Origin of the sequence: Caulobacter endophyticus (assembly GCF_003116815.1) — a bacterium.
GTDB classification, from domain to species: Bacteria; Pseudomonadota; Alphaproteobacteria; order Caulobacterales; family Caulobacteraceae; genus Caulobacter; species Caulobacter endophyticus.
Genome location: NZ_QDKQ01000077.1, coordinates 332,886 through 359,374 on the forward strand (window position 1 = coordinate 332,886; position 26,489 = coordinate 359,374).

A 26,489-nucleotide genomic window follows, 5' to 3' on the forward strand; every position below is an offset into this window, starting at 1 on the left:
ATGTCAGGCGCGTTGGGCGCTGGGCGGCTCGCCGATCAGGCGCGCGCAGATGGCTTCGGCGGTTTCAGGGTCGCGGTCGACGATGGCCTGGGCGAGCGCCCTGTGCAGCACCACGTCGGCCATCTGCTCTCCGGGGGTCTGTTTCTCCATCTGCCAGATCCAGAACCGTGTCGCGACGTTCTGCAGGGCGATGACGAAGCGGGCTAGGGTGGGGTTCTGGGCGGCGAAGGCCACTGCACGGTGGAAGGCATGGTCCATGGCCAGCATGGCCCGGAAGTCGCCAGCCTTGATCGCCGCTTCGGCCCCCTCGAAAGCGGCGGTGATGGCTACCAGGTCCGCCGGGCGGCGGTTGCGGGCGGCCAGCGCCGCCGTGCGGCCTTCCAGCATCCGCCGCACCTCGAAGGCATGCTCGATCTCGGTGACGTCCATCGGCGCGACGATGGTGCCGACGCGCGGCCGGCGCACGACCAGGCCTTCGATGGCGAGGCGGCCCAGCGCCTCGCGCACGCCCGCCACCCCGCCGGCGTAGCGGGCGGCCAGGGCCTTCTCCTCCAGCACCTGCATCGGCGGCAGCTCGCCCAGGATGATATCCTGCAGGATCAGTTCGTAGAGCCGCGCCTTCTGCAGTCCCGGCGCCCAGTCGCCATGGGGCTCGACGCTGTTCAGGGGGCCCTTCATGGCCGGTTCAAAGGCTGCGCGCGCATGCTCACGCTCGTAGGCGCAAAACGCGCCGCCGTCATTTCCCGTGGGCTCTAACATGTAAGAGTTTCGAAAAGCGACCAACGCTTGGCGAGGGTTAGGAGGGCGGCCTAACTGCCCGCCATGACGGCTCTTTCGCCTCCACCGCCGGCCATCGCCCGGGCCTTCCGCCTGGCCCTCGACGCCGCCTCCGCCTGGGCGGGCGCCACCGCGCCGAACCCGCCGGTGGGCTGCGCCGTGCTGGCCGTCGACGGCGAGGTGCTGGCGGTGCGGGCCCATCGGGGCGCGGGCCTGCCGCACGCCGAGACCGCCGCCCTGGACGCCTGCCGCGACCGCTGGGACGCGGTCCACAGCCTCGTCGTCACCCTGGAGCCTTGCAACCACCACGGCCGCACGCCGCCGTGCAGCGAGGCGATCCTGGCCAGCACCGCACGCGCCGTCTGGATCGGCGCCCGCGATCCCAACCCTGCTGTCGCGGGCGGCGGGGCGGAGCGTCTGTCCGCGGCCGGCCTTGACGTCGCCTTCGTCGAGGGACCGCTGGCGGCCGAGAGCGCCCGCCTGGTCGCCCCCTTCGCCATGCGCGCCACCCGGGGCCGTCCGTGGCTGACGCTGAAACAGGCCTTCACCGCCGACGGTTCGATGATCCCGCCGCCGGGCCAGAAGACCTTCAGTTCGGAGGCCTCGCTCGATCTCGCACACGCCCTGCGCCGCCGCGCCGACGCGATGATCACCGGCTCTGGCACGATCCTGGCCGACGCCCCGCTGCTGACCGTCCGCCGCACGCCCGACCCGCGCCGCACGCCCCGTCGCCTTGCTATCCTCGACCGTCGGGGGCGCGTACCCAGCGCCTACCTTGCCGCCGCCCGCGAGTGTGGCCTCGAACCTTCCATCCACCTCGATATCCCTGCGCTACTGGCGGATCTAGCTGACGGCGGCGCGCTGGAGGCCCTGGTCGAGGCGGGGCCGACCCTGTCGGCCGCCTTCCTCGCCGCTGGCCTTTGGGACGAGCACGTCACCATCACCAAGGTCGCCCGGCCGGGCGATCCCGACACCGTCGAGACCGTCCTGCGTCGACCGGTCGTCTAGGAGCCCGCATGTTCTCCGGCATCATCGAAACTCTGGGCGAGGTCGTCGCCGTCGCCCCCGAGAACGGCGCGCTGCGGCTGTCGCTGGCCACCGGCTTTCCCGATCTGGCCCTGGGCGAAAGCGTCGCCGTCAACGGAGTCTGCCTGACCGTCGTGCGCCACGACCCCGGCGGCGGGGCCGACTTCTTCGTCAGCCCCGAGACCCTGGCCCGCACCAGCCTGGGCGTGGCCGGCGTCGGAACGGTGCTCAACCTCGAACGGGCCGTGACCTTGTCGACCCGCCTGTCGGGACACCTCGTCCAGGGCCATGTCGACGGCGTCGCGCGCCTTGTCGAAGCGATCGACGACGGCGGCTCGCGCCGGCTGACGCTCAGCCTACCGGGGTCCTTGCGCCCCTTCTGCGTCGAGAAGGGCTCGATCGCGCTGGACGGGATCAGCCTGACCCTCAACAGCGTCGGCCCGCCCGACGCCGAGGGACGCTTTCCGGTCGGGATCACGATCATTCCCCATACCTGGACCCACACCAACCTGCAGCACGCCCTCATCGGCGCCTCGATCAATGTCGAGGTCGACGTGCTGGCCAAATACGTGGAGCGGCTATGTCACGCCTATCTGACGCCCTCGAACGCCTGAAGTCCGGCGGCATGATCATCCTCGTCGATGACGAGGACCGCGAGAACGAGGGCGACCTGGTGCTTGGCGCCCAGTTCGCCGACGCCCCCGCCATCGCCTTCATGGCCAAGGCCGCCAGCGGCCTGATCTGCCTGGCCATGGAGCCCGACGCCATCGATCGCCTGGGCCTGCCGCCGATGGTGGCCGATAATCGCACACGGCGCAGCACCGCCTTCACCGTGTCGATCGAGGCGGCGGTCGGGGTCGACACCGGCATCTCGGCCTTCGATCGCGCCCTGACCATCCAGGCCGCCGTAGCGCCTAGCGCCAAGGCCGCCGACCTCGTCTCGCCTGGTCACGTGTTCCCGCTGCGGGCCGTGCCCGGCGGCGTGCTGGCCCGCGCCGGTCACACCGAGGCTTCGGTGGAGTTGATGCGGCTGGCCGGGCTTAACCCCGCCGCCGTCATCTGCGAGGTGATGAACGACGACGGGAGCATGGCCCGCCGCGACGACCTGGAGCACTTCGGCGGCCGTCACGATCTGCCGATCCTGACCATCGCCGAATTGGTCGAGCACCTGCGCGGGCAGGGCGTGGAACCGGTCGCCGTGGCGCATCTGCCCTCGACGCACGGTGGCGAGTTCGAGGTTCGCGCCTTTCGTGACCGCGCCACCGGTGTCGAGCATCTGGTCCTGATGAAAGGGACGCTGGGCGATACGCCGCTGGTGCGGGTGCATTCTGAATGCCTGACCGGCGACGCCCTGGGCTCCCAGCGTTGCGACTGCGGCGCCCAGCTTCAGGCCTCGATGCGCCGTATCGGCGAAGAGGGCGGGGCGATCGTCTATCTGCGCGGCCACGAGGGCAGGGGCCTTGGCCTCGCCAACAAGATCGCCGCCTACGCCTTGCAGGACGAGGGGCTGGACACCGTCGAGGCCAACCGGGCCCTGGGCTTCGCCGACGACCCGCGCGACTACGCCGCCGCCGTCGCCATGCTCAAGAGCCTGGGCGTCGATCGCCTGCGCCTGCTCAGCAACAACCCGCGCAAGGGCGCGGCCCTCCGCGCTGGCGGGATCGAGGTGGTCGAGCAGGTCCCCCTGCTGGCCCCCGTCACCCCGCACAACGCCGCCTATCTCGCCGCCAAGCGCGACAAGCTGGGCCACGGCCTGGCCCGCGCCTCCTGACCTGGATCACTTCCATGACCCATCACGTTCCTCGCATCGCTGTCGTCGTCAGCGGCTTCAATCCGGAGGTCACCGGCGGCCTGCTGAGCGGCGCCCTGGCCCAGCTGCAGGAGGGGGGCGCGCCCGTGGCCGAGGGCGACGTCATCGACGCGCCGGGCGCCTTCGAGCTGCCGCTGCTGGCCCAGGCGCTGGCCCGCACCGGCCGCTATGACGGCGTCGTCTGCCTGGGCTGCGTGATCAAGGGCGACACCGCCCATTTCGAGTTCATCAGCCTGGGCGCCAGCATCGGCCTGATGCAGGCGGGCCTGGCCACCGAGACCCCGATCACCTTCGGCGTGCTGACCACCTATGACGACGACCAGGCCATCGTCCGCAGCCGCGACGACGCCGCCAACAAGGGCCGCGAAGCCGCGGCGGCGTGCCTGGGCGCGGTAGGGGCGCTGAGGAAGATCAGGGCGTAAATCCTCCCCCTGAAGGGGGAGGTGGCCCGGAGGGCCGGAGGGGGAAGTACCTGCTGAGGCCTGTGTCGCCTCAAAGACAGCAGTCACTTCCCCCTCAGTCGCTCCGCGACAGCTCCCCCTTTAGGGGGAGCATCTCGGCTTCACCCCCACCGCCGTCAGCCCTCGGTTCCACGCCACCAGCGCCGGCCCAGGCGAGAACCCGACGGCGTCCGCCTCGACGATGAAGATCGAGTGGCTGCCGGCGTCGACCACGGCGTCCAGGCGGCACACCGCCCGCGCCACGCCGCCGGCGAATACCGGCGGCGCCGGGCGATGCAGCCGCCAGCGGCTCGGATCAAAGCGCTCGTGCGCCCGTGACCCGGAGGCGAAGCGCAGGGCCTCGTCCTCGTCGGCCGCGCCCAGCAGCGCCACCGACAGGTCGGGGCGCGCCAGCAGCGCGTCGTGGCACCCCGCCTCCTTGCGCACGCAGAACAGGAAGCGCGGCGGCGCCACCGAGAGGCCGGTGATCGAACTAACCAGCAGGCCACGCGGGGCCTCGCCGTCCCAGCAAGCGATGATGGCGACGCCGCTAGCCAGGTGAGCCAGCACGTCGCGGAAGTCGGTCCCCGGCTGTTGTGCTGGCGCGCCGGCGTCGTACGGGGCCATGGCGTCAGCTCGCCGCCGCCGCCGGGGCGGCCTCGCGCTCGGCCACCAGCCTGCGCACCAGCGGCAGCAGGTCGCGGCCGTAGGCGACGGCGTCCTCGACCGGGTCGAAGCCCCGGATCAGGAAGGTCGTGACGCCCAGGTCGTAATAGTCGAGCAGGGCCTCGGCCACCTGTTGCGGCGTGCCCACCAGGCCCGTGGAGTTGCCGGCCGCGCCGGTTACGGCCGCGACGCCCGTCCAAAGCCGCTTGTCGAGGCGCGAGCCCTGGGCGGCCGCGTCCAGCAGGCGCTGCGAGCCGGCGTTGGGCGGGCGGTGGCCGCTGGTCGGCAGGCCTGCGGCCTCGCGCAGGGCTTTGGCCTTGGCGACGATCTCGTCGGCCCGGGCCCAGGCGGCTTCTTCCGTGTCGGCGATGATCGGGCGCAGCGACAGCGAGAACTTCACCTGGCGGCCGTGCTTGGCGGCGGCGTGGCGTACCCGGGCGATGGTTTCGGCGACCTGGGCCTGGGTCTCGCCCCACAGCGCGAAGATATCGGCGTGCTTGCCCGCCACCGGGATCGCGGCGTCGGACGAGCCGCCGAAATAGACCGGGATCTGGGGGTTACGCAGCGGTTTGACCGCCCCGAAGCCCTGGTCGACCTGATAGTACTCGCCCTTGTAATCGAAGGGTTTTTCGCTGGTCCATTCGGCGCGCACGATGTCGAGGTATTCGCTGGTGCGGGCGTAGCGCTCGTCCTTGGTCAGGTGGTCGCCGTCCTTGGCCAGTTCCTCGTCCGAGCCGCCGGTGATGATGTGCACCGCCACCCGGCCGCCGGTGAAGTGGTCCAGCGTCGCCAGCTGCCGCGCCGCCAGGGTCGGCTGGGTGAAGCCCGGTCGGTGGGCGATCATGAACTTCAGCTTCTTGGTCACCGAAGCCGCGTGAGCCACCACCAGCTGGCTTTCCGGACCGGTCGAGTGGAAGGCCACCAGGGCGCGGTCGAAACCGCCTTCGTCATGGGCGCGGGCGATCTTCTCGACATAGTCGACGTCGATCACTGGGCCTGCCGGCGGATGAATCTCGGACACGTTCTGGGTGTGGATGATGCCGATGAATTCGACGCTCATGGGGAATGCTCCTGAGGGTTCGAGAAATGGGAGTCAGTGGGCGTGGGTGGCGGCCTGGGCCGTCTCCTTGCGCAGGGCGCGCACGACGGAGGCGCGGGCGAAGGCGCGGGCGGCCTTGGCGCTCCAGGCGGGATAGGTCGAAAGGTCGATCTGGCGGCGCTCGGCCCAGCGCCAGATCACCAGGGCGTAGGCGTCGACGGCGCTGAAGTGCTCGCCCAGCAGCCACGGGCCGGGCGCCTGGGCCAGACGCTCGATGTCGGCCAGGGTGCGGGCGAAACGGGCCTCGCCGGGCGTGGCCAGGGCGGCCTTCACCGCTTCGTCGTCGGCGTAGCGCTCGGGCCGGGCGATCTGGGCGAAGGCCACGTGCACCGTGCTGGCGAACCAGCTCATCACCTCGTAGGCGTGGGCCAGCTTCAGCGGCTCCAGCAGCGGCAGCAGCTCGCTGTGTGGGTAGCGGTGGGCGAGGTAGGTCAGGATCGCCAGCACCTCGGTCACGGGTTCGGCGCCGACCAGCAAGGTCGGGATACGGCCCTTGGGATTGACCCGCAGGTATTCCGGCCGTCGCTGGTCGCCGGCCGATAGGTCGAGCCGGCGAACGTCGTAGGCGACGCCGATCTCTTCCAGGGCCACGAGCGGGGCCAGCGAGGAGCTGCCGGGCGCGATATAAAGGGTCAGGGTCATGGCGGGCCTCAGATCACGTAGAAGCCGTGGCTGCCGTCGCGGGCCAGCTGGTCGACCAGGCCGAACTCCCAGTCCAGATAGGCCTGCATGGCCTCGGCGGCGTTGTCGGTCCCCTCGTAGGGGCGCTTGTAGACGTCGGTCGGATCGCTGGCGGCGCGGGGCAGGCCCGTTTCCAGCGCCCGGCCGGCGGCGACCCAGGCGGCCGTGCCGCCGTCGAGCACCCGCACCGGCCGGTCGGCGATCTCCTCCAGTTCCGGCGCCGCCAGGCGCGCCAGCACGCCGTCGGGCGAGGTTAGGACGATCGGCTCGCCTTCCGGTATCCGCTCCAGCGCCTCGGCCAGCTGGGCGCGGATGGCGAACCAGGCGCCGGGCACGTGTCCCTTGCGATGGATGGGACTGGGCGCGAGGTCCAGAACCACGACAGCATCATTGGCCAGGGCCTCGGACAGGGCGCGCGGCAGGATGGTCTCGACCACCGGCAGGTGCGGCGGCTGGGCCGGCGTCCAGGCCCCGGTCGCCAGCTCGCCCTCGAAGGCGCCCTCCAGCACGTAGACCTCCCAGCCCAGCTGCGCCAGCCACGAGGCGGTCATGTCGGCACGAGGGCCAAGGTCGTCGGCCAGGACGATGCGGCCGCCGCGCACGGGGGCGAAGACGTCGGTCTCCTGCACCAGCTGGCCGCCGGGGGCGCTGCGGAAGCCGGGCAGGTGGCCGGCCGCGAACTCGTCGGGCGTACGCACGTCGAAGCGATAGAGGGTGCGCTTGCGGTCGGCGGCTAGGTCGGCCAGCCCCTCGGCGTCAAGGCGGCGCACCCCGGCGCGATAGGCGACGTCGCGGGCCTTGGCGCGGGCTTCCTCCAGGGTCTGGATCGAGACGTCGGGGAACTTGCGCGACTGGCCGTGCTCCAGGCTCTGCTGGGCCAGGGTCCATCCGATGGTGCCGTTGCGCAGGGCGAAGACCGGGTTGGGCACGCCCGCGTTGACGAGCGACTGGGCGCCGATAAGGCTGCGGGTGCGGCCGGCGCAATTGACGATGATCGTGGTCGACGGATCCGGCGCCAGCTCCCTGGCGCGCAGCACCAGCTCGGCCCCCGGCGTGCTGACCCCGCCCGGGATGCTCATCACCGCATATTCCTCGAACCGGCGGGCGTCCAGGATCACCTGGTCGGCCTTGGCGTCGATGCGGGCCTGCACCTCCTGGGCGGGCAGGGACGGAGTGTGCCGCCGGGCCTCGACCAGTTCGCCGAACGCCTTGCTGTAGGAATTGACGTCCTGGAACAGCTCGTAGCCGGCGTCGGTCCAGCCCTTCAGCCCGCCCGCCAGCGCGCGGACATTGGTGTAGCCCAGGGCCGCCAGCCGCTTGCCGGCCGGCGAGACCAGGCCCTCGCCGTTGTCGTACAGCACGACCTTCGTCTCCTTGCGGGGCACGCGGTCGAGGATTTCGATCTCCAGTCGCGAGAGCGGCAGTTGCGAGGCGAACAGCGGGTGGCCCTTGGCGAAGGGGTCTTCCTCGCGCAGGTCCAGAAGGGCGATCTCGCGGCGGGCGATCAGGTCCTGGCGGACCTCGCGGGGCGTGACGACGGGCAGGGTCATGGCGCGGCCTCGGCGGGGACTGGCCGGGACCGGTCCCACAGGTTGGGGAGGGTGTCGTTGGAGTAGCCGGAGACGAAGGGCTTCCCCCGTCCGTCGGCGTCGTAGGTGGAGCGGCGCACCGCCCCGATATTGGCCCCGTAGACATGGATGCTGATCGAGGCGCGGTCGTCGTAGGCGTTGGCCACGCGGTGCACGTCGCCGACGGTCGGCGACACGGCCTCGACCTCGCCGCGCTCCAGCCGGTGCACAGGACCGTGCGGGGACAGGGCCTCGCCCTCGCGGCGATAGGGCTGCGACAGTTCGGCTCCGCGCAGCACGCCCACCAGGCCCCAGACCGTGTGGTCGTGCACGGGCGTGGTCTGGCCCGGTCCCCACACGAAGCTGACGATGCTGAACCGCTCGCGGCTGTCGCAATGCAGCAGGTACTGCTGGTAGCGGGCCGGGTTCGGGACGGCGTAAGCGTCCGGCAACCAGTCATCGGTGGCGATCAGGGCGGCCAGCAGGCCGCCCCCCTCGCGCAGGATTTCCGCCTCGTCGTCCGTGCGGTCGAGGAGAGCGCCGAGCTCTCCGATGAAGCCGGCCAGGCGGGAAAGGTTGGGCGCGCCGCTCATGACGTCACAGCGCGTACTTCAGCGTGACCAGCCAGGTCCGCGGGTCGGGGAAGTTCAGGTAATAGACCCCGGTCGACGGCGTGTAGGTCGAGGTCACCGGCTTGTCGCTGTCGAGGATGTTGCGGGCCGAAAGCTGCACGGCCCAGTGTGGATCCGGCGCGGTCCAGGTGATCGTGCCGTTCAGGAAGCCCTGGGACGGGATATTGTTCTGGCCGCCGGCCGACGGGGTGGCGCTGCTGACCACGCCGCTCTGCCATTGGGCGTCGAGACCGGCGCGCACGGAGCCCGGAACCGAGAGCGGCACGTCCCAGGTGATGCCGCCCGACAGGTTCCAGCGCGGCGAGTTGAGCAGGCGGTTGCCGTCGGCGTTCACCCCAGCGCCGCCGGCGCCCTTGTAGTCGTCATAGACCGCGAACAGCCAGCCGACATTGAAGTTCAGGCCCACCCGCTCGGTCGGCCGCGCCTCGGTCTCCAGCTCGACGCCGTAGGTGTGCGCCTGGCCGGCGTTGCCCCGGCGGCTGCCCACATAGGCCGGGTCGTAGAACGACACCTGCAGGTCCTGGTAGTCGTTGTAGAAAGCCGCGAGGTTCGCCCGCAGGCGCCGGTCGAAGGCTTGAGTCTTCAGGCCGGTTTCGAAGGTGGTCACGTCCTCGGGCGCGAAGGGCAGGGTGGCCAGGTCCAGGCGCGTGGCCCGGTTGTCGAAACCGCCCGACTTGAAGCCCTTGGAATAGCTGACGTACTGCGAGACGTCCGGCGTCCACTGGAACTGGGCGGTGAACTTGGGCGTGATCGCCGACCAGGTCTTGTCGGCCCGTCCCGCGATCGACTGGCCGATCACCTGGCCTGCCAGGTTCAGCACCTTGTTGTCGAAGACGAACTCCTTCTCCTCGTTGGTCCAGCGCAGGCCGCCGGTGAGGCTCAGGCGATCGGTCACCGCATAGGTCGCCTCGCCGAACAGGGCGTAGGCGTCGGTGTTGGTGATGTTGTGGGCGCGGGCGAAGTTGTAGTTGCCCGGCGTCACCGTCGGATCGGTCGCCTGGGCGTTGCGGCGGCTGTAGCCGTCGCGCTCCACGAAGAACCGTTCGTGCAGGTAGAAGAGGCCGCTGGTGAAGGTCAGCTTGCCGTAGTCGCCGTTCAGCTGGACTTCCTGGGTGACGTACTGGTCGTTGTAGTGGATCAGGTTCTTCTGGATCAGCGCCGCCTCGCCGTCGTTGTCGTAGTTGACGGGATTGAGGTTGAAGCCGCCGTAGGCGGTGATCGACTTGATCTTCAGGTTGTCGTTCAGGGCATACTGGACGCGGATCGAGCCGCTGATCTGGTCGAGGTCCTGCTTCGGCTCGACCTCGGAATAGGACCGGCGCTTGTCGAAGCCGCCACCGGGCTGGTTGACCGGCACGTAGCTGCGGCTGTCGCTGCGGTCGCGCAGGGCGTTCAGCGTCAGCAGCACGTCCAGCTTCTCGGTAGGCGTCCAGCGCAGCTTGCCGCGCCAAGCGTCCAGGTCGATGCGGTTGACGTCGTGGTTCAGCGTCGGGTCGAAGGTCACCCCGTCGCGCTTGTGGTGGATGTACGAGAGGCTGCCGGCCAGCTTGCCCTCGACGATCGGCCCCTCGACCAGCGCCCGCACGTCGACGGCGCCGTAGCTGCCCAGGCCCACCTCGGCCTTGGCCCGGAAGGCCTCGCCCGGATCGCGGGTGATGATCCGCAGGGCGCCGGCGCTGGAGTTGCGGCCGTACAGCGTGCCCTGCGGGCCCCGCAGCACCTCGATGCGCTCAAGATCGTTGAACTCGATCATCGAGCCGATCTGGCGGGGCACGTAGACGTCGTCGACATAGACGGCCAGCACCGGCTCCTGGATCGGATCGCTCTCGCCCACGCCCCGCAGGGCATAGGTCTGGGTGGTGTGGCTGATGGTGACGCGGCTGATGCTGAAGTTCGGGATCTGCCCGGCCAGGTCGCGGATGTTGTCGACCTTGCGGTCGGCCAGCACCTGCGGGCCGAAGGCCGAGATGGCGATGGCGGTCTTCTGCAGGTCGGTGGCGCGGCGCTCGGCGGTGACGATCACCTGCTCGACGGCGGCCGGGCCGCTGTCGTCGGTGTTGGTAGCCGGCGCCGGTTCGGCCGCCAAGGCCCCGCTGGCGAAGGCGAGGCCGGAGGTGAAGGCGAGAAGTTGAAGCTTGAAGGTCTGCACGAATTTATCCCCGACTTGTTCGATGGGGATTTGTCTTCGTGAGACTACTTATCTCAACGAATATAAAATGATCGAGCGAATAGCTCTGCTCATATCGTCCGAAGTCATCGGATATATTTGCGATGCTCGACATTATTTGAGGAACGATGAGAGCCTGTCATCCCACAGCGGCCGCACGTCGACCTTGGCGGGAATGATCCTGGCGGCGGCGAAGGTGTCGGCCACGGCCTGCTGCGAGGCGATCGCCGTCTCGCTGATCGGCTCCAGATAGTTCAGCGACGACTTTTCCCGGAACTCCTGGGCGTAGTATTCGGCCTTGACCCCGGTGACCTTCGCCCGGGCCTCCGCCCAGCGCTCGCCGTCGGCGTTGATCCAGTCGAACACCCGCCTGTAGCGGCTGACATAGTCGCCCAGGGCCTGGAACCGCACCGGATCGTCCAGCGCCTCCTTGGCGGCGGTGATCAGGTAATTGCCCGACAATATGCCCAGCGCCGTGCGCAGCACCCGCGCCCCGGCCTCCCGTGCCTGGTAGACGATGACGCCATAGATCACCCAGGCGTCCAGCGCCCCGCTCTGGAAGGCCGCCAGGCCGTCCTGCGGGCTCAGGGCGACAGGCGTGATATCGCCCCAGCCAAGGCCGGCCTCCTGCAGCAGGCGCAGCAGGATGTAGTGCGAGGTCGTGGCCTTCACATAGCCGACGCGCTTGCCCTTCAGGTCCCTGAAGTCCCTGGCCGGCGAGCCCTTGGGCACGAGCACGACCTGGTTGTTCACGTCGCCGCGCAGCACGCCGACGACGCGGACCTGGTTGCCGGGCTGGGCGGCGACGAAGATCGGCGGGATCTCGCTCATGCCGCCGAAGTCCAGCGCCCGGGCGTTGATCGCCTCGGCGATCAGGTTGCCGCCGGCGAACTGGGTGCGGGCAAGCCTGTAGGGCGGCTCCTGGATGCCTGCGTCGGCGAAGAAGCTCTCGGGATTGCCGCGATAGGTGGCGACCCGCAGGGTCAGGTCGGCCAGCGAGCCGGCCTTGTCGTCGCCCTTGCCAGAGCCCGGAGGCGAGCAGGCCGCCAGGTTGACGGTGGTAAGGCCGGCTAGCGAAAGGCCCGCGACCGAAAGGCCGCCGGACATCAGGTCGCGGCGCGACAGGGAAAGGCCGGTCATCAGTCGAACAGGTCCGGCTCTTCTTCGGTGACGATATCCCAGTAAGGCTGGAAGGCGTAGATCCCGCCCAGTTCCGTGCCCACCTGGCTTGCGGTGTGTTTGGCCACCTCCGGCGGCATCGGCTTGGTCGGACCGGCGGCCTGCGCCAACAGCTGGGCCTGACAGGCGTTTTCGAAGGCGAGGTAACGCCATACGGCGGCCTCCACCGACTGGCCGACGGTCAGGATCCCGTGGTTCTGCAGGATCACCGCCTTCTTGGGCCCCAGGGCCTTGGCGATCTTCTGGCCCTCGCTGGTGTCGAGCACCACGCCGGAGAACTCCTCGAACAGGGCGTGGTCGTCGTAGAAGGCCGCCGAGTCCTGGGTCAGCGGATCCAGCAGCCGCCCCAGCGCCGACCAGGCCTTGCCGTACAGCGAATGCGAGTGGGCGGCGGCGACCACGTCGGGCCGGGCCTCGTGCAACTGGGAATGGATGGCGAAGGCCGCGCGGTTCAGGCGCGCTGGCGTCCTGGCCGGCGGCTGCACGATCTCGCCCTCGTGGCTGACCAGCATCAGGTCCGACACCTTGATCCGCGAGAAGTGCACGCCCAGCGGATTGACCCAGAAATGGTCGGTCAGCTCAGGATCACGGGCGGTGATGTGCCCCGCGCCGCCCATGTCGAAGCCGTAGCGGCCGAACAGGCGATAGCCGGCGGCCAGGCGCTGCTTGCGATAGAGACGCTCCAGCTCGAGCGTCGGCTGCTGGGGGATTTCGCGCGCCCCAAACGGCGGCAGCACGGTCTCAAGCTTGGCGGGGTGGGGGGCCGCGGCGGCGAAGCCGCGCGGGGCTGGGATCGCGGTCATCGCGAAGGTCCTTGTTCTCAGTAGCCGCGCGACAGGTCGACGACGTCGGCCAGGGGCGCGCCGGCGCGGAAGCGGGCGAGGTTTTCGGCGAACTGGGTCGCCAGGTTGATGCGGGTGTCGGGCGTGTGAACCGAGGTGTGGGGCGAGAGCCGCACCTTCGGATGGCCGTAGAACGGGTGGCCATCGGTCAGCGGCTCGGGGAAGGTCACGTCCAGGCTCGCGCGGCCGACCCGGCCGTCGTCCAGCGCCGCCAGCAGGGCGTCGTCGTCGATCAGCGCGCCGCGGGCGATGTTGATCAGGTGCAGGCCAGGCTTTGCGTGGGCCAGCACCTCGCGGCCGATCAGGCGCTCGGTCTGCGGCGTCGCCGGTGCGGCCAGCACCACGTGGTCGCTGCGCGAAAACAGGGTCTTGAGGTCCGCCACCCGCTCGACGCCGGCCACAGGGATCGGCTTGTCCGAGCGGCGGGTGGCGACGACGTTCAGGCCCAGCGCCTGGGCGCGCGGGGCCAGGGCCTCGCCGATGGCGCCGAAGCCCACCAGGCCAAGCGTCGTGCCGGAGATCAGCTTCAGCGGCTGCGGCGTCCAGCGCTCGGCCTTGTCGATCCAGATCTCCGGCAGGCGCTTGGCGTCGGCGAGGATCGCCGCGAGCGCGAACTCGGCCAGAGCCACCGCCGACGAACCGCGCGCCGAGGTCACCACCGGACCGTCGAACAGCCAGTCCGGATAGAAGTCGATGCCCACCGAGACGAGCTGCACCCAGCGCAGGTCGAAAGGCCAGCCCGGCGGCGGGGTCTTGGGCAGCACGCCGCCGGCCTTGCGGAACGGGGCAGCCACCAGCACCTTGGCCGAGGGCGGCAGGGGCGCGTTCAGGCCCGGCGGCACGGCGATGAACTCGGCGTCGGCCGCATGCTGGGCGAAGACGCTGTTGAACACGTCGGGCAATTGACTGGCGACGACGAGACGGCTCATGCCACGGCCTCGCGTTGCGCGAACCCGGTGCGGCCGGCGCCAATCAGCACCACGTCGGCCTGGGGCGTATGCACCCGGCCGCACAGCACGTCGCGGTGATGGCGCTCCAGCGGATTGTTGCGGGTCAGGCCCGGATTGCCGGTCAGCTTCAGGGCCTTCTCGACCGCGGTGATGGCGTTCTCGGTAACCAGATGCTTGACGAGGCCGCTCTCGCTGGCCTCCGTTTCGCCGCGTGCGGCGCTGTCCAGCAGTACGCGGTTGCTCAGCAGAAGGCCGTCGATCTCGCCCAGGGCTTCCTGGAAGCGGGGCAGGGTCGACAGGCTGGCGCCGAGGTTGGCCGGCTTGCGGCCGATCAGGAAGTCGGCCAGCCAGTCGCGGGCGGCGCGGGCTACGGCGTCATAGATCGCAGCGGTCAGCACCGACGACCAGGTTCCGAAGCTGGCCGGATAGGGCGGCGGGGCGCCAAGGGGCTGCGGGTCCAGGGCGTGGTCCAGCGGGACCAGCACGTCCTCGAAGATTACGTCGTGGCTGGCGCTGGCGCGCAAACCGAGGTGATCCCAGGTCTCCTCGATGACCACGCCAGGGCTGTCGGCGCGCACCAGCCAGCCGCCGACCAGGGGTTCCGCATCGTCGCTGCGGGCCCAGACCACGAACCAGGTCAGCGCGCTGGAGCCTGTGGAGTAGATCTTGCGGCCGCTGATCCGCCAGCCCTCGGCCGTGCGGCGGGCGATGGTGGCGGGCAGGCCGCCGCGGGCGGGGGTGCCGAGATCGGGCTCCACCCGCAGGGCGTTGATCAGGGCCCCGTGCTCGATGGCCTCGCCGATCACCCGCTGCTTGAGGTGCTCGGGCCAGCCGGAGCGGCCCTCGACCGAGGCGTGGAACAGGTACTGCATGACCAGAACGAGCGCCGTGGCGGGCTCGCCCCGGGCGACGGCCGAGACCACCTTCAAGGCCGTCGGCAGGTCGCTTTGCAGGCCGCCCAGGCGCGCCGGTGCTGTCAGGGCCAGCAAACCGGCCTCATGCAGGGCCTGGAAGTTGGCGAAGGGAAAGCTGGCCTCGCGGTCGTGACGACCGGCCGTGGCGGCGAAGGTTTCCGTCAGGCGCGGCAGCACCGCGTTCAGGTCGGGCAGGCGCGGCGCGGGCTCCAGCTTGCGGGCGGCGGCGCTGCTCACTGCACGGCCTCGCCGGAGGGGAAGGCGACGAGAGCGGCCTCGTGCGAGGCGGGCGCCTCGACGCCCAGGTGTCCAAGCAGTCGGCGGCGGACGGCCTGGAAGCGGGCGTCCGGCGCGCGCGGGCGCTCCAGGGCGATGCGCTCTTCAGCGGCGATCCTGCCCTTGTTCAGCACCAGTACGCGGTCGGCCAGGGCGATGGCCTCGTCGACGTCGTGGGTGACCAGCAGCACGGCGGGCCTGTGTTCGTTCCAGAGATTCAGCACGAGATCGTGCATCTTCAGCCGGGTCAGGGCGTCGAGGGCCGCGAACGGCTCGTCGAGCAGCAGCAGGCCCGGCTCGCGTACGAGGGCGCGGGCCAGGGCCGTGCGCTGGGCCTCGCCGCCCGACAGGGTGGAGGGCCAGGCGTCGAGGCGATGGCCAAGGCCGACCTCCTTCAGCGCCGCTTCCGCCCTGGCCCGGACCCCTTTGTCCTTCAGGCCCAGCGCAACGTTGCGCCAGACCTTCTTCCACGGCAGCAGGCGGGCGTCCTGAAACACAACGGCGCGCGTGTCCGGCGTCGTGACGTCCTGGTCGCCGACCGGATCGAGGCCCGCCAGGGTGCGCAGCAGGGTGGTCTTGCCCGAGCCGCTGGCGCCCAGCAGGGCGACGAACTCGCCCGGCGCGATCGACAGGTCCAGGCCGTCGATGACCCGGTTGGCGCCGAACTGGCGGACGAAGCCTGTCAGCTTGACGGCGGGGGCGACCGGCGCTGCGGCCGGAGCGGGCGTTACGGCGTCGAAGGCGCGGCGGCGGATACGCGGCTGGACCATGGTCATTGCTCCACGAGGCTGGGCCGCCAGGCCAGAGCGCGGCGCTCCAGCGTGCGGACGAAGGCGTCGGCTCCGAGGCCGAGCAGGGCGTAGACGAGCAGGCAGACGACGATGATGTCGGTGCGCATGAAGTCGCGGGCGTTGTTGATCAGGTGGCCAAGGCCCGCCTGGGCGTTGATCTGCTCGGCCACCACCAGCACCAGCACTGAGACGCCGAGGGCGTAGCGCAGGCCGACGAAGAACGAGGGCAAGGCGCCGGGCAGGATCACCTCACGCACCAGGCTCCAGTCCGAGAGGCCAAAGCTGCGGGCCGCCTCGACCAGTCGCACGTCGATGCCGCGCACCCCGGCGAACAGGTTGAGATAGATCGGGAAGGTCGTCGCCACCGCGATCAGGGCGATCTTCGGCGTCTCGCCAATGCCGAACCAGACGATGAACAGCGGCGTCAGGGCCAGGGACGGGATGGTCCGCTTGATCTGCATCAGCGGATCGATGGCGGTCTCGCCCAGCCGCGACAGGCCGGAGATCAGGCCCAGCGTGACGGCCACGATCAGGGCGATAGTCAGGCCGGCCAAGGCCCGGGCCAGTGACACCAGCAGGTTGGCTGGCAGCTCTCCGGAGATGGTCAGCGCCCAGAAGGTTTCGGCCACCGTCGAGGGGGCGGCCAGCACCCGCTCGGGGATCACCCCGAACCGCGAGCCCAGTTCCCACAAGGCCAGAAGCAGCACCGGAGAAAGCCAACGAGCGCGCGACAGGCGCGGCCATCGAAATGGCCTGGCTAGAGAAATTCTATCGGCGGTCGTCAAAGACATTGGGGCGCTTCCATCGCTGTGACCGTTGCGGCGGGGGCGCCGTTGCTTCACAGAGATGGACGCTGAATTCCTACTCAATCAATAGACTTATCCTCAGGGGTCTTATTAGAGTTCCTCAACGGGGTAGACGGGACGCCAGATGCCGACCAACCTTCCGACCGAACTGCTCCGCAGCTTCGTGGCCATCGTCGACAGCGGTTCGATGCTGCGCGCCACCGAGCGCGTCTTCGTCACCCAGTCGGCGCTCAGCTTGCAGATGAAACGCCTGGAAGAGACCGTGCTGACGCCGCTGTTTCACCGTGAAGGCCGGCGGCTGAGCCTGACTCCGGCCGGCCAGACCCTGCTGGGCCACGCCCGCGATATCCTGGCGCTCAACGACCGGGCCGTGGTGGCCCTGACTGGCGATGCTTTGGCCGGCCCGGCGCGGGTAGGCCTTGTGCAGGACTTCGCCGAGACACTGCTGTCGGGCGTGCTGGCCCGCTTCGCCCAGCTCAATCCCGACACCCAGCTGCAGGTGCGGGTGGCCGGCTCGCCGGAGTTGCTGGAACTGCTGCGCAGCGACCGCCTGGACGTGATCCTGTGCATGGGGGGCTATGACGATCCGGCCGCCGCGCGCACCGTGCCCATGGTCTGGCATGGAGACGCCGACCTGGCCCAGCAGGAGGTCCTGCCGCTGGCAATCCTGGAAGCGCCGTGCCGGTTCCGCGACGCGGCGCTGGCGGCGCTGGAGCGGGAGGGGCGACGCTACCGCGTGGCGCTGGAGACCCCCAGCCTGTCGGCCCTGCGCGCGGCCGTGCAGTCGGGCCTGGCCGTCACCTGCCGCACCAGCCTGTTCCGGCCCGACGCCCAGCCGATCGCCGACGGAGCGCTGCCCAGCTTGCCGAAGGTGGCCTATGTGCGCCGCACCGGCCCGGCCCCTCACCCGTCGATCGGCAAGCTGTCGGAGCTGATCCACGCGGCGGCGTTGGAACTCTAGCCGCGCCTCGTAGAGTTCAGCGCTGCTTGCGCCACCTGCGCGGCCTGACCGCGAATATCGGGCACGGCGTTGATCTCCCACCATGCCCCGCGCGTCACCGGTCCGACCGCGAACAGGGTGCGGGCGGCGACGCCTGACACGTCGAGCAGGCGGTTGTTGGCGTCGACATCCAGGCCGAGGCGCAACGGGTCGGGGCGGGCCAGGCCCCGGCGGATCAGGTCCAGCACCAGCGGATCGTCCGTCCGGGTCACGTCGCCGGTAGGGCCGGTGGCGTTGATCACCGCCGACACCGAGAACGGCTGCGAGGCGGTCTCGCCGCGCGGCCGCCACGCGCCCTCGACCCGGCCGTCCTCGGCCTCGGCGAGGCGCACGATCTTGCCGGCGGCGACTTTCAGGCGGCCCGAGCGACGCAAGGCAGCGACCCGCGCGGCCACCTCCGGCGACAGACGATGGCGATGCACGTCCCAGAAGGGGCGCGCGTGGCGCAGGAAGGCCTGCTTGTGGACCACGCTCCAGCCTCGCCAGAGGTCTTGGGCAGCCGGGCGCAGGGCGTCGATAGCGGTGCGCCAGCCATGCTCGGCCGCCGTGCGCCGCAGCCAGGCCGCCGCGTCCAGGGGCGGAATGTCCGACGCGGGCGGCGAGGGCGGCCGGGTCGGCGGCTCGCCTTCATGCTCCCGGGGGATGAGACCTCGCCGCGACAGGGCGATGATCGAGCGGCCGGGCGCTGTGTCCTCCAGGCTCATGGCCAGGTCCACCATCGTCAGGCCCGTTCCCAGCAGCAGCACCGGGCCGGGCGGCAGGCTGGCGGGATCCCAGCGCCAGGGATCGGCGACATAGGTGGGCGAGGCGGCCAGGGCCTCGTCCACGCCGGACGGGCGGCAGGGCGGCGGATTGCCGAGCGCCAGCACCACGACGTCGGCCAGGATCGGCCGGCCCATGGCGGTAGTCAGGCGCCAGCCGTCGCCGCCCGGCTCCAGCCCGACCACGGCGTCGGGGGCGATCACCAGCCGGCCCGCGCCTTCCGGCCCTTCGACGATCGTGCTTATCAGACTCTGGAGATAGCGGCCGTAGTCGCCGCGCGTGGCGAAATCGCCGGGGCCTACGTCGAGACCCAGGCCCCGCATCCAGGCCACGAAGTCCTCCGGCCGGTCGGGCCAGGCGCTCATGTTGCCGGCACGCACGTTTAGGCGGTGGCTGGGATTGTGGGTGGCGTAGGCCGCGCCCAGCCCAACCGGCGCGTTGCGCTCCAGGAGGATCACCCGCACCGCCGCGCCGTGCCGCAGCAGGTGCAGGGCGGTCATCACGCCGCTGAAACCGGCGCCGACCACGGCGATCACGGGCGTTGGGGTCGAGGCCATGGTCTGGAAACTCTATAGAAACGATAGGGGTTTCTTCGATGGTTGACGGGCATGGCGCAAGCCGCCTGTCGAGCATGGCCTATCCTGGCCATTCGCGCCGCTGAATTATGCGCCTCGCCAATGCCGAATATTGCGGTTCGCGATATATAAATCTCTGAATTCTTTCTGAGAAATACTCGTTCGCGTCGTTTGGGAGCGCTCGCCATGTTCGCCTCCGCCGGCCGCTTTCGCGTCGGCTGCAAGGAGGTTCCCCATGAGCTCCGTCCTCGACCAGGTCCGCCAGTCCGCCGGGCTGACCGTCACGCCCGTCAGCCCGACCATCGGCGCCGAAGTCGCCGGGATCGACCTGCGTCAGACTCTCTCGCGCGAGCAGCGCGACGCCCTCAAGGCCCTGCTGCTCGACCGCAAGGTCCTGTTCTTCCGCGACCAGGACATCACCCGCGACCAGCAGCTGGCCTTCGCCGCCAACTTCGGCGAGGTCTACGCCCATCCGACCGGCGGCGTCGAAACCCACCGCGCGGTGCAGCCGATCTCGGCCGAGGCCTTCAAGAAGTACGATATCCGCGAGAACCACTGGCACACCGACACCAGCTGGCGGGTCAATCCGTCGTTCGGCGCGGTGCTGAAGGCCGTGCATATCCCCGAGGTCGGCGGTGACACCATCTGGGCCGATGGCCACGCGATCTGGAAGGGCCTGCCCGACGACCTGAAGGCCGCCGTCGACGAGCTCTATGTCGTCCACGACTACCAGGACGCCCTGAACCGCTCGGGCGAGCGCTATCCGCTGACGGCGCATCCGGCGATCCGCACCCACCCGGAGACCGGCCAGGAGATCTTCTGGATCAACTACAGCCTCAAGCCGCGCTTCGTGGATCTGGCCCCGGACGAGAGCAAGGCCCTGCTGGCCCGCCTCTATGACGAGGTGAAGAAGCCCGAGCACCATGCCCGCTTCCGCTGGCGGCCCAACTCCGTGGCCCTCTGGGACAACCGCGCTGGCCTGCACTACGCCGTGCGCGACTACGGAGACTTCCCGCGCGTGATGGAGCGGGTGCTGATCGGCTCCGACGACGTGCCGTACCGCGAGCGCAAAAGCGCCTGATCTCAGCCGGCGCGGCCCGCGCAAGCCGCGCCCGTCTTCCGATTTCAAAGACCACACAACGACGCGAGGCCGATGCGCCGCGCGCGGGGGATAGACTTTTGACTCGTGTTTTTCCGAAGACGGCCCTGAAACGCTCCGCCTTTGCGGGCCTGCTGCTGGCTTGCGCCTCGGGCGCGGCCCTGGCGGCCGAGCCGATCCCCAGCGTAGACGCGCCCGACGTCTCCACCGACTCGGTGGATGGCGTGGTTGTCACCGGCGTGCGCGGCGTGCGCCGCACCGTCGCCGACAGCCCCGCACCCATCGACGTCATCTCGTCCGAGCAACTGACCGCCACCGGCAAGACCGGCCTCAAGGAGGTGCTCAACACCCTGATCCCGTCGTTCAACCTGCCCGGCGTGAACGGCGGCGGCACCTCGTGGACGGTGCGGGCCATAACGCTGCGCGGCCTCAACGGCGACCAGGCCCTGTTCCTGGTCAATGGCAAGCGCCGCCACACCACCTCGCTGATCAACAATCTGGCCCGCGTCGGCCGGGGCGGCGTGCCGGTGGATCTCGACCTGATCCCGGCCTCGGCGATCGAGCGCATCGAAGTGCTGCGCGACGGCGCCTCGGCCCAGTACGGCTCGGACGCCATCGCCGGTGTCGTCAACATCATCCTGAAGAAGGACACCCGGGGCGGAGCCTTCTCCTACACCGGTGGCCAGAACTACCTGGGCGACGGCGACACCCGCGCCGCCAGCCTGAACTGGGGCCGCGCTCTGGGCGAGGACGGCGGCTTCCTGCAACTGGCCATCAACTGGAAGAATAACGAGGCGGCCTCGCGCGCCGCGCCTTCCCGCGCCCAATACCTCTACCAGCCCACGGTCACCGCCGTGGGCGGCGTGACCACGGTGACGCCCGACCCGCGCGACGCCACGGCCGACCGCTACTTCTGGGGCGCCAGCTACGGTCCGGGCGAGGAGGACATCATCGCCACGGCCTACAACGCCGAGCTGCCCTGGCGCGACCTGACCCTCTATTCCAGCGGCACGGTTAGTCACCGCTCGTCCAAGAAGGTGACCGGCAGCTTCCTGCCCAACCTGGCGCCCGTCACTGGCGTCACGGCCGGCCGGCCGCTGAACCGCAATTCGCTGCCCGAGGTCTATCCCGACGGCTTCAACGCCTTGCGCCGGATCTTCGAGCTCGACTGGCAGACCAGCCTGGGCGCGCGCGGCGAGAAGGCCGGCTGGGCCTGGGACGCCTCGACCACCTTCGCCCAGGACCACGCGCAGCTCGACGGCCAGAACACCCTGAACGCCACGCTGGGCCCCGACAGCCCGACCTACTTCCACCTGTCGACCCACCAGTTCCAGCAGTGGACGAACAACCTCGACGCCACCCGCTCGTTCGAGGGCGTGCTGCACCGGCCGCTGCAGGTGTCGTGGGGACTGGAACACCGCTACGAGCGCTTCCTGATCGAGGCCGGGGACGAGGCCTCCTACATCGTCGGCGACTACGTGATCCCGGCCGGCCAGCCCTTCGCCGGCCTGCGGCCCAATCCGGGCCTGTCGTCCTATGCCGGCACCGCGCCGGAGGATGCTGGCTCGGCCACGCGTCATTCCTATGCGGCCTATCTCGACGTCGGGACCGATCTTACGGAAAACTGGTACGTCGGCGCGGCCGTCCGCCACGAGCGCTACACCGGCGACGTCGGCGACACGACCAGCGGCAAGCTGACCACACGGTGGGAGTTCCTGCCCGGCTACGCCCTGCGCGCCACGGTCAGCAATGGCTTCCGCGCCCCCTCGCTGGGCCAGACGGTGTTCGCCACCTCGACCATTTCCGGCAGCCTGTGCCCGGCCGCGCCCAACAACACCTTCCGCGGCGCGCCCTGCACGCCGGGCGAGTACCTGACCTTCCCGACCAAGGTGCTGCGCACCGACACCGCCGAGGCCACGGCCCTGGGCGCCAGCCCGCTCAAGCCTGAGACCTCGACCAACTACAGCTTCGGGATCACCGCCGAGCCGCTGCCGCGCCTGCGCCTGACGCTTGACGCCTACCAGATCGACATCGACGACCGCATCGTCGACACCAGCAACCTCGACCTGTCGGTGACCCAGCTTTCGTCGCAGCCGGCCCTGGTGGGCCTGCTGGCGCGCTTCCCGCAGGGGCTGACGGCGACCTACTACACCAACGCCGTCTCGACCCGGACGACGGGGATCGACTTCGTGGCCGAGTACGGCTTCGACCTGGGCGCCGCCGGCCGCCTCAACCTCAACGCGGCCTATGCCTTCAACAAGACCAAGGTCCGCGACGTCGCGCAGACGCCGGCGATCCTCAAGGCGGTCAATCCGAACCTCGTCTTGTTCGATCGCCAGAAGATTTCCGACCTGACCGTCGGCACGCCGCGCGAGAAGGTGGTGCTGGGCGCGGTCTGGAGCCGCCAGACAGTCTCGGCCAGCCTGCGGACCACGCGCTACGGTGAATATACCGAGGCCGGCACGTCGGTGAGCCTGGACCGCACCTATAGCCCCAAGTGGGTGGTCGATCTCGACATCGCCTGGGACGTGCGTCCGAACACCAACATCGCGATCGGGGCCAACAACCTGCTGGACCAGTATCCCGACAAGATCGGCATCGTGAACGCCGACCAGGGAACGCTGCAGTACGGCCTGTTTTCGCCCTTCGGCATCACCGGCGGCTATTACTACGCCCGCCTGACCCAACGCTTCTAAAGGAGAGGACGGCATGGACAGGCGCCAGCTCATCATCGGTTTCGGCGCGCTCGCCGGGCTCTCGGCCTGCGGCAAGGGCGAGGCCGCCGCGCCGCTCAAGGTCGGCAGCCAGCGCGGCGGCACCAAGGCGGTGCTGGTCGCCTCGGGCGCTCTCGAAGGCGTTCCTTACAGGATCGAATGGAGCGAGTTCCCCGCCGCCCAGCCGCTGCTCGAGGCCCTGGGCGCGGGGGCGGTCGACCTGGGCGAGGCGGGCGATGCGCCGTTCCTCTTCGCCTACGCCAGCGGCGCGAAGATCAAGGCCGTGCAGGCCGGCCGCAGCGGCGGCCGTTCCACCGCGATCCTGGTTCCCAAGGAATCGGCCATCCGTACCCCGGCCGACCTCAAGGGCAGGAAGATCGCCACCGGCCGCGGCTCCATCGGCCATTACCTGCTTCTGCGGGTGATCGAGAAGGCCGGGCTGAAGCCGGCTGATATCTCGGTGGTGTTCCTCAGCCCCGGCGACGCTAAGGCCGCCTTCACCGCCGGCTCGATCGACGCCTGGGTGACCTGGGGCTCCTACGTGGCGCTCGCCCGGCTGCATGACAGCGCCCGGGTGCTGGCCGACGGCGAGGGCTTCCTCAGCGGCGCCGGCTACGAGGCCGCCAGCATCAAGGCGATCGAGACCAAGCGGCCCCAGATCCAGGATTTCCTGCGCCGCCTGGCCAGGGCCCGCCGCTGGGCCGCCCAGAACCCCGACGCCTTCGCCGCCGTGCTGGCCAAGGAGACGGGCCTTTCGCTCGATATCGCCCGCTGGACGGTCAGTAACTACAAGGCGGTCCCGGCGCCCATCGACGAGACCTCGGTGGTCGAGGCGCGGTCGGTGCTCGACCATTTCCGGGCGGCCGGGGCGATCACCTCGAGCCTGGATCCGGCCGGCGCCTTCGATCCCTCGTTCAACGCGGCGATCGCCTGATGGCGCAGGACGACGATACGGCCCATCGTGAGACCGACGTCCTGGTGATCGGCGGCGGCCTGGCCGGAACCTGGGCCGCCATCGCCGCCGCCCGCGAAGGCGCGCGGGTCATCCTAGCCGACAAGGGATACTGCGGAACCAGCGGCGTCACCGCCACGGCCGGCCCCGGCCACTGGTGGGTTCCGCCAGAGCATCGCGAGGCCGCCGTCGCCGATCGCCTGAAGCGCTCTCTTGGGCTGGGCGATCCCGACTGGATGGCGCGGATCCTGGATTTGACCTGGACCAGCCTGCCGCAGCTGGCCCGTCACTACGCCTTCTCGACCGACGAGCAGGGGCGCACCCAGTACCGCGGCCTGCGCGGTCCCGAATACATGCGGGCCATGCGCGCCTTCGCCCTGGAGGCCGGCGCGACCATCCTCGACCACCATCCGGCCCTGGAACTGATGACCGACGCCGACGGCGTGGTTACCGGCGCTGCGGGCGTGGCCCTGCGCGGCGAGCGGCCGTGGACAATCCGGGCCGGAGCGGTGGTGCTGGCCACCGGCGGCTGCGCCTTCGCCTCGCGCCTGCTGGGCTCGGCGACCAACACCGGCGATGGCCTCCTGATGGGCGTCGAGGCCGGGGCTGATCTCTCGGGCATGGAGTTCACCAACTACTACACGCCGATGCAGGCGGGGACAAACATGGCCCGCTCAATGAGCTTCGCCTTCGCCCGCTGGTTCGACGAGGCCGACAACGAACTCGACATTCCCGCCGGTCCGGACGTCAGCCCGCACCTGGCCCGCGCCCTGCTGAAGGGCCGCCTCTACTGCCGGCTCGACCGCGTCCCGCAGGATGTGCGCGAGGTGATGCCGCAGGTTCAGCCCAACTTCGTGCGCCCGTTCGCGCGCATGGGGATCGACGCCTATGCCGAACGGTTCGAGGTCTCGCTCGTCTCCGAAGGCACGGTGCGCGGCATCGGCGGGCTGCGGGTAACCGATACGCTTTGCCAGACCGCCGCGCAGGGCCTGTTCGCCGCGGGCGACGCGGCCAGTCGCGAGCTGGTCACCGGCGCGATCTCGGGCGGCGGGGCGGTGAATTCCTCCTGGGCCCTGTCGTCGGGCCAGTGGGCCGGGCAGGGCGCGGCGGCCTTCGCCCGCGAGCGCCGAGGCTTCGCCGAGCGCCTGCATCACATCGGACAGGCCGGGCTGCGACCGACCAGCCGCCTGGCCAGCGTCGACCTGCCCGCCGCCGTCCAGACCGTCCGCGACGAGATGGGCGCCTACGATCGCAACATCTTCCGCACGGGCGAGGCCCTTGAAGTCTCGATCGAAGCGCTCGACGAGGCTTGGCGCGAGATCGCCGCCCGCGCTGGCGGCCGGGGCAGGGGGCTTCTGCGCGCTCGCGAGGCCGCCGCTTTGGTCGCCGCGGCCCGCTGGAGCAAGGCCAGCGCCCTGCAACGGCGTGAAAGTCGGGGCATGCACCGCCGCGAGGACGCCCCGGGCCTCGATCCGCGCCTGGCCTTGCGCCAGCGCGCCCATGGCCTGGACCGGGTCGTCACGCGGTTCGAAGCGGCCAAGCCTGAAAACACCAGTCTGGAGGCCGTGGCGTGATCGAGGTCGTTATCGACGACCGCTGCGGCGGCTGCGGCTCGTGCGTGGACGCCTGCCCCAGCGACGTGCTGGCGGGCGGGCCGAGCGGCAAGGCGGTGATCGTCCGCCAGGCCGACTGCCAGACCTGCTACCTCTGCGAACTCTACTGCCCGGAAGACGCCCTGTTCGTCTGGCCGGAGACCGAGCGGGTCGTCGGCCTCTCCACAGAACAGGCTCTCGCCACCGGCGACGTCGGCGGCTTCCGGCGCGACAGCGGCTGGGGCGAGCACGCGGCCACCCACACCAACCAGCACTGGCGCATGGGGGCGATCTTCGAGCGCGCCCGCCTGATGGCGATCGACGCCGCCGCCGCCAAGCCCGCTCGAGAGCAAGACGGGAGGACTTCTTGATGAGCCATCAGACCCTGCGCGAGCGCCTGGCCGCTCTGCATGCCGAACGCGTCCGAACCTGGGACCCGGCGGCGCTGAAGATCAACATCGATCAGCGCGCCCGCCTGGTCGAGGCGGCCGAGCCTGAGGACTGGGTCAAGGTCGGAGACAAGGTCGCGCCCTTCGTGCTGAAGGACGTCGAGGGCGGCGAACTGACCCTGGACAGCTTGACCGCCAAGGGGCCGGCGGTGCTGGTCTTCTTCCGCTTCGCCGGCTGCCCGGCCTGCAACATCGCCTTGCCCTACTATGAGGAGACCCTGGCGCCGGCCCTGGCGGCCATCGGCGCGACCCTGGTCGCCGTCAGCCCTCAGGTTCCAGAGCGCCTGGGCGAGATCCGCGATCGCCATGGCCTCAGCTACAGGGTCGCCTCCGATCCTGGCAACGAACTGGGCCGCCGGCTCGGCGTGCTCTACACCGCCGACGAGGCCAGCCAGGCGGCTGCTCGCGCCAAGGGCAGCTTTATCGGCGACGTCACCGGCACGGGGACCTGGGAGCTGCCCCAGCCGGCCGTGGTGGTCATCGACCGCAAAGGCGTCGTCCGCTTCGCCGACGTCAGCCCCGACTGGCTCGCCCGCACTGAAGCCGAGCCCATCATCGCCGCCGTGCGCGCGCTGACCCCGGCGCCGGCGGTAGTGTGATCTGGCAGATCCTCCCCCAGGAGGGGGAGGTGGCCCGCTGGGCCAGGGGGAGACGCGCTCACAAATTGAAGGACCAGCCCGGCACACTTGAGCGCCACCAATTCCCATGCCTACAGTAGGGTA

At 70.2% G+C, this 26,489-nt stretch carries 25 protein-coding genes; 11 read left to right on the forward strand and 14 right to left on the reverse strand.

Annotation, left to right across the window (positions count from 1 at the left end):
- Positions 1–3 precede the first annotated feature (3 nt).
- Positions 4–678, reverse strand: a complete 675-nt coding sequence (locus DDF67_RS24895; protein WP_109455413.1) for a GntR family transcriptional regulator — start codon at positions 676–678, stop codon at positions 4–6.
- A 144-nt stretch (positions 679–822) separates the two neighbouring features.
- Here DDF67_RS24895 and ribD point away from each other — a divergent pair, with 144 nt between their 5' ends.
- The 4 genes from ribD to ribH are packed head-to-tail and all read left to right on the forward strand — an operon-like array spanning position 823 to position 4,035.
- Positions 823–1,785, forward strand: a complete 963-nt coding sequence (ribD, locus tag DDF67_RS24900) for a bifunctional diaminohydroxyphosphoribosylaminopyrimidine deaminase/5-amino-6-(5-phosphoribosylamino)uracil reductase RibD (RefSeq protein ID WP_109455414.1) — start codon at positions 823–825, stop codon at positions 1,783–1,785.
- An 8-nt stretch (positions 1,786–1,793) separates the two neighbouring features.
- On the forward strand, positions 1,794–2,417 hold the full coding sequence (locus DDF67_RS24905; RefSeq protein ID WP_109455415.1) for a riboflavin synthase: 624 nt from the start codon (positions 1,794–1,796) through the stop codon (positions 2,415–2,417).
- A complete protein-coding gene (ribB, locus tag DDF67_RS24910) occupies positions 2,384–3,574 on the forward strand; it encodes a 3,4-dihydroxy-2-butanone-4-phosphate synthase (RefSeq protein ID WP_109455416.1) in 1,191 nt (396 codons plus the stop codon). The genes DDF67_RS24905 and ribB overlap by 34 nt, the downstream gene beginning before the upstream one ends.
- Positions 3,575–3,588: 14 nt before the next feature.
- Positions 3,589–4,035, forward strand: a complete 447-nt coding sequence (gene ribH, locus DDF67_RS24915; RefSeq protein ID WP_109455417.1) for a 6,7-dimethyl-8-ribityllumazine synthase — start codon at positions 3,589–3,591, stop codon at positions 4,033–4,035.
- A 120-nt stretch (positions 4,036–4,155) separates the two neighbouring features.
- Here the strand turns inward: ribH and DDF67_RS24920 are convergent, their stop codons facing one another.
- The 12 genes from DDF67_RS24920 to DDF67_RS24975 all read right to left on the reverse strand — a co-directional run bounded on the left by DDF67_RS24920 (position 4,156) and on the right by DDF67_RS24975 (position 16,525).
- The gene (locus tag DDF67_RS24920; RefSeq protein ID WP_109455418.1) at positions 4,156–4,680 is read right to left on the reverse strand and encodes a flavin reductase family protein; all 525 of its coding nucleotides are present in this window, start codon (positions 4,678–4,680) and stop codon (positions 4,156–4,158) included.
- Between the two features lie 4 nt (positions 4,681–4,684).
- Entirely contained in the window at positions 4,685–5,779 is a 1,095-nt protein-coding gene (locus DDF67_RS24925) for an LLM class flavin-dependent oxidoreductase (RefSeq protein ID WP_109455419.1), read from the reverse strand.
- Positions 5,780–5,812: 33 nt separating this feature from the next.
- Positions 5,813–6,460: a glutathione S-transferase family protein gene (locus DDF67_RS24930; protein WP_109455420.1), complete on the reverse strand. Its 648-nt coding sequence runs from the start codon at positions 6,458–6,460 to the stop codon at positions 5,813–5,815.
- Positions 6,461–6,468: 8 nt separating this feature from the next.
- Positions 6,469–8,049, reverse strand: a complete 1,581-nt coding sequence (locus DDF67_RS24935) for a rhodanese-like domain-containing protein (protein WP_109455421.1) — start codon at positions 8,047–8,049, stop codon at positions 6,469–6,471.
- A complete protein-coding gene (locus DDF67_RS24940; RefSeq protein ID WP_109455422.1) occupies positions 8,046–8,660 on the reverse strand; it encodes a cysteine dioxygenase family protein in 615 nt (204 codons plus the stop codon). The genes DDF67_RS24935 and DDF67_RS24940 overlap by 4 nt, the downstream gene beginning before the upstream one ends.
- A 4-nt stretch (positions 8,661–8,664) precedes the next feature.
- On the reverse strand, positions 8,665–10,848 hold the full coding sequence (locus DDF67_RS24945; protein WP_109455423.1) for a TonB-dependent receptor: 2,184 nt from the start codon (positions 10,846–10,848) through the stop codon (positions 8,665–8,667).
- Between the two features lie 132 nt (positions 10,849–10,980).
- Entirely contained in the window at positions 10,981–12,006 is a 1,026-nt protein-coding gene (locus tag DDF67_RS24950; RefSeq protein WP_109455424.1) for an ABC transporter substrate-binding protein, read from the reverse strand.
- Entirely contained in the window at positions 12,006–12,848 is an 843-nt protein-coding gene (locus tag DDF67_RS24955; RefSeq protein ID WP_109455425.1) for a class II aldolase/adducin family protein, read from the reverse strand. Before DDF67_RS24955 ends, DDF67_RS24950 begins: the two co-directional genes overlap by 1 nt.
- Positions 12,849–12,865: 17 nt before the next feature.
- Complete coding sequence (locus tag DDF67_RS24960; RefSeq protein ID WP_109455426.1) at positions 12,866–13,816, reverse strand: D-isomer specific 2-hydroxyacid dehydrogenase family protein; 951 nt, start codon at positions 13,814–13,816, stop codon at positions 12,866–12,868.
- Positions 13,813–14,988, reverse strand: coding sequence for an acyl-CoA dehydrogenase family protein (locus DDF67_RS24965; protein ID WP_109455427.1), 1,176 nt, complete (start codon positions 14,986–14,988; stop codon positions 13,813–13,815). The genes DDF67_RS24960 and DDF67_RS24965 overlap by 4 nt, the downstream gene beginning before the upstream one ends.
- A complete protein-coding gene (locus DDF67_RS24970; protein WP_408608634.1) occupies positions 14,985–15,803 on the reverse strand; it encodes an ABC transporter ATP-binding protein in 819 nt (272 codons plus the stop codon). Before DDF67_RS24970 ends, DDF67_RS24965 begins: the two co-directional genes overlap by 4 nt.
- A complete protein-coding gene (locus DDF67_RS24975; protein WP_233247767.1) occupies positions 15,800–16,525 on the reverse strand; it encodes an ABC transporter permease in 726 nt (241 codons plus the stop codon). Before DDF67_RS24975 ends, DDF67_RS24970 begins: the two co-directional genes overlap by 4 nt.
- A gap of 223 nt (positions 16,526–16,748) precedes the next feature.
- Here DDF67_RS24975 and DDF67_RS24980 point away from each other — a divergent pair, with 223 nt between their 5' ends.
- Complete coding sequence (locus tag DDF67_RS24980) at positions 16,749–17,585, forward strand: LysR substrate-binding domain-containing protein (RefSeq protein WP_109455430.1); 837 nt, start codon at positions 16,749–16,751, stop codon at positions 17,583–17,585.
- Here DDF67_RS24980 and DDF67_RS24985 read toward each other — a convergent pair.
- Positions 17,582–18,943 (reverse strand): FAD/NAD(P)-binding protein, encoded by a 1,362-nt coding sequence (locus DDF67_RS24985; RefSeq protein WP_109455431.1) that lies wholly within the window; start codon positions 18,941–18,943, stop codon positions 17,582–17,584. The genes DDF67_RS24980 and DDF67_RS24985 overlap by 4 nt on opposite strands.
- Before the next feature lie 253 nt (positions 18,944–19,196).
- Between DDF67_RS24985 and DDF67_RS24990 the strand changes: the two genes are divergently transcribed.
- The 6 genes from DDF67_RS24990 to DDF67_RS25015 all read left to right on the forward strand — a co-directional run bounded on the left by DDF67_RS24990 (position 19,197) and on the right by DDF67_RS25015 (position 26,366).
- A complete protein-coding gene (locus DDF67_RS24990) occupies positions 19,197–20,042 on the forward strand; it encodes a TauD/TfdA dioxygenase family protein (RefSeq protein WP_109455432.1) in 846 nt (281 codons plus the stop codon).
- Between the two features lie 98 nt (positions 20,043–20,140).
- Positions 20,141–22,756: a TonB-dependent receptor plug domain-containing protein gene (locus DDF67_RS24995; protein WP_109455433.1), complete on the forward strand. Its 2,616-nt coding sequence runs from the start codon at positions 20,141–20,143 to the stop codon at positions 22,754–22,756.
- Between the two features lie 13 nt (positions 22,757–22,769).
- The gene (locus DDF67_RS25000; protein ID WP_109455434.1) at positions 22,770–23,708 is read left to right on the forward strand and encodes an ABC transporter substrate-binding protein; all 939 of its coding nucleotides are present in this window, start codon (positions 22,770–22,772) and stop codon (positions 23,706–23,708) included.
- Entirely contained in the window at positions 23,708–25,300 is a 1,593-nt protein-coding gene (locus DDF67_RS25005) for an FAD-dependent oxidoreductase (protein WP_109455435.1), read from the forward strand. The genes DDF67_RS25000 and DDF67_RS25005 overlap by 1 nt, the downstream gene beginning before the upstream one ends.
- Complete coding sequence (locus DDF67_RS25010) at positions 25,297–25,689, forward strand: 4Fe-4S dicluster domain-containing protein (protein WP_109455436.1); 393 nt, start codon at positions 25,297–25,299, stop codon at positions 25,687–25,689. Before DDF67_RS25005 ends, DDF67_RS25010 begins: the two co-directional genes overlap by 4 nt.
- Positions 25,689–26,366, forward strand: a complete 678-nt coding sequence (locus DDF67_RS25015) for a peroxiredoxin-like family protein (protein ID WP_109455437.1) — start codon at positions 25,689–25,691, stop codon at positions 26,364–26,366. Before DDF67_RS25010 ends, DDF67_RS25015 begins: the two co-directional genes overlap by 1 nt.
- Positions 26,367–26,489: the final 123 nt, after the last annotated feature.